This window comes from Burkholderia sp. Ac-20353 (assembly GCF_017104785.1).
In the GTDB taxonomy this organism is placed as follows: Bacteria; Pseudomonadota; Gammaproteobacteria; order Burkholderiales; family Burkholderiaceae; genus Burkholderia.
Window position 1 is genome coordinate 1 of record NZ_JAAGPL010000388.1, and the last position, 3,132, is coordinate 3,132.

Sequence of the window (3,132 nt, forward strand, 5' to 3'; positions counted from 1 at the left end):
CCGTGCCGCGCGACGTCGGCGTACCCGGCACCGGCAAGCGCCGCGCCGAGATCGGCCGGCGTCAGTGGCATCAGTGGCATTGGCGCCGCGCCATCGGCCGACCGCGCCTGCAAGCCGAACACGATGTCCGAGAAGCGGCCGCCGCGCGACTCGGCGAGCAGCAGCAGCCCGCCCGGCGCGAGCCACGAGTGGATCGCGCGCAGCGCATCGAGCGGATCCTGGCGGCCGCTCAACCCGCGATTGACGACGACCACGTCGTAGGGCCCCGCATCGTCGCCCGCCAGCGCAAGGCGCTCGCCCGGCTGCAGCGCGACCGTGCGCACGCCCGCATCCGCATCGGCCTCGAAGCCCGCCAGCTGGCCGGCCGTCGCGGCAATCGCGTAATCGCAACGCGCGGCCGGCAGATGAATGCCGAGCGTCTGCAGCACGTCGCCGTCGGTCGCGTTCAGCTCGAGCACACGCAGGCGGCGCGTCGGACGCCACGCGTCGAGCGCCTGTTCGACGCCGGCCTTCAGCAATGCATGCGCGTGGCGCCAGGTCGGCGACGCGGCAAAGAAGTGTTCGACGAGGCTGTGCCCGGTCGGCGACAGCACACGCGCGGGATCCTGCGTGCCGTTCAGCACGTCGGGCAGCGCCGCGCCGCAATGCGCGAGCAGCGTCAGCTCGGCGACATGCGCGGGCGACTCGGCCAGCAGGCCGCGCCACAGCTCGTCGAGCGGCGGCAGCGCCGCGCACGCTTCATCGTCGCGCACGAGACGGACGCCATCGCGGCGCGCGAGGCCATCTTCGACCAGCATGTTCGCGAGCCGCTCAGCGAGCGCCGCATGCGCGGGCGTGGGCTGCCACGTGCCGCCGAACACGCCGAGCGTATCGAATGCGCGCAGCGCATAGAGGCTCGCGAGCACGTCGAGCAGCGGCACGATTTCGGTGAGATGCCGCGCACGCTCGCCGACGTTCTCGACCGCGGCAAGCCGGGCCGCCGCCTGCTCCAGCAGCGCTTCGGGCGCCAACAGGTCCGCCGCTTGGCCGTCGCCCGGCAGCGGGGTTTCCTCGAGCGTGTAGACGAAGCGCGCCGGCGGATTCTGCCGGCGGCCGACGAGATCCACGCGCCGGAACCGACAGCCGCCGAGCCGCGCGACGATCGCGCCGCGCGCATCGAGAAACGCGAAGGTCGCGACGATCGAGTGCGGACTGCGCCGGTCGATACGCGCCAGCACGCGTGCGACCGTGTCGCCGCGCAGGTAGTCGACGCGACCGATCTGCACCGGCACATAAGCCGGATGCTCGTCGTCGCGTGCGTGTGCGGCGAGCAGCGCGAACAGCGGATGGAAGCCGCTGTCCATCAGCGCAGGATGCAGCAGATAGGCGGCGAGCGCCTGCGCGTCGCCGCACGCGGCCGGCGCGACGACATCGGCCAGCGCCGCATCGTCGGCGACCCGCACGGCGCTGACCCAGCGGAACGCCGGTCCGTAGCCGAGGCCGATCGCCGCCGTGCTCGCGTATAGCGCGTCGCCGCTCATCGCCGGCAGCGCGAGCAGCGTGTCGAGCGTCGCCGGCGACACCACACTGGCCGCGTCGAGCGTGTTGCCGCTGGCCAGCATCCGGCCCGTCACGTTGAGCGTCCACGCCGCGTCGGACATCCGGTCGCGCGTCTCGATCACGAAGGTCGCGGTGCGCGGCTCGATCGCAAGCCGGAACTGCTTCGACTGCTGCGCCTGGAACACGACCGGCGCGCGGATCTCGAGGTTCTCGAGCGCGACGTCCGGCGTTTCGAAATACACGCGCGCGGCGGCCAGCGCCATTTCCACGTAGCCGGCGCCCGGGAACGCGACGCCACCGTCGACGACGTGGTCGGCCAGCAGCGGCAGCTTCGCGGGATCGAGCTGGTTCTCCCACGCAAACGCATGCTCGTGCAGGCGATAGCCGAGCAGCGGATGTTCGCGGCGGCGGTTCACGAGGCCATAGCCGTCCGCGGTCGGCGTCAGCCAGTAGCGGTCGCGCTGCCACGGATAGGTCGGCAGCGCTGCATGCAACGCATGCGACGCACCCGGTGCGAAGCGATCGGGATCGACGGCGGCGCCGTGCGCGATCGCCGCGAGAATCGCGTGCTGCAGCATCGCCGCGCTGCCGTGGTCGCGCTTGAGCGTCGGCAGCGACACGCCGGCCGTGTTGGCCGCAGCGAGCGTCTGCTTCACGTAGGTGCGCAGGATCGAATGCGGCGACACCTCGACGAACACGCGCACGCCGTCTGCGATCAGATGCGCGATGCCGGCGCCGAAACGCACCGGCTCGCGGATGTTGCGCCACCAGTACGCGGCGTCGAGCTCGCTGCCCGACAGCGCGCCGCCCGTCACGGCCGACACGAAGCCGCCGGTGCCCGGCTGCGGACGGATGCCGGCCAGCTCGGCGCGCACGACCGGCTCGATGCGGTCCATGTGGCTGCTGTGGAACGCGTAGTCGAGGTTCAGCATCTGGAAGAACTTGCCGCTGCCGCGCAGCGACGCCTCGATTGCCTGCAGCCCCTGCAGCGAGCCTGCGAGCGTCACCGATTCCGGGCTGTTCACGCCCGCGATCTCGACGAGCCGGGAAAGTCCGTCGCCCGCGATCAGCTCGCGCGCGGCCGCCTCGCCGAGGCCCGCGGCCGCCATCCGGCCGCTGCCCTTGGTCAGCGCCTGAGCACGGCTGCGGATCTTGATCACGCGCACCGCATCCGTGAGCGACAGCGCGCCCGTCACCCACGCGGCGGCGATCTCGCCGACGCTGTGTCCGATCGCCGCGTCATAGCGCATGCCGCGCGCGTCGATCACGCGCGTCATCCCGACCTGGATCGCGAACAACAGCGGCTGCGCGTGCTCGGTCGCCGTGAGCCACTCGGCGCTCACGCCCTCGCGCATCGCGTCGACGAGCGACGGGCTGCCGTCCGCGCACCAGAGTGCATCGACTTCGTCGAGCGCCGTGCGGAACACCGGATCCTCTTCGTACAGCTGCTTGCCCATCCCGGCCCACTGGCAGCCGTTGCCGGAGAACACGAGCGCGGTGCGCGCCGCGTCGGCCGGGACGTCGGCCGGCACGTCGCCCGTCACCACGCAGGCGGGCAGCGCGTCCGGCGACGGCTGCGCCAGCGCGGCAAGC

General features: G+C 72.3%; 1 protein-coding gene. It reads right to left on the reverse strand.

The features are described 5' to 3' along the window. The coding region (locus G3N94_RS40500; protein WP_205799785.1) for an acyltransferase domain-containing protein at positions 1-3,132 on the reverse strand (3,132 nt) is incomplete at both ends.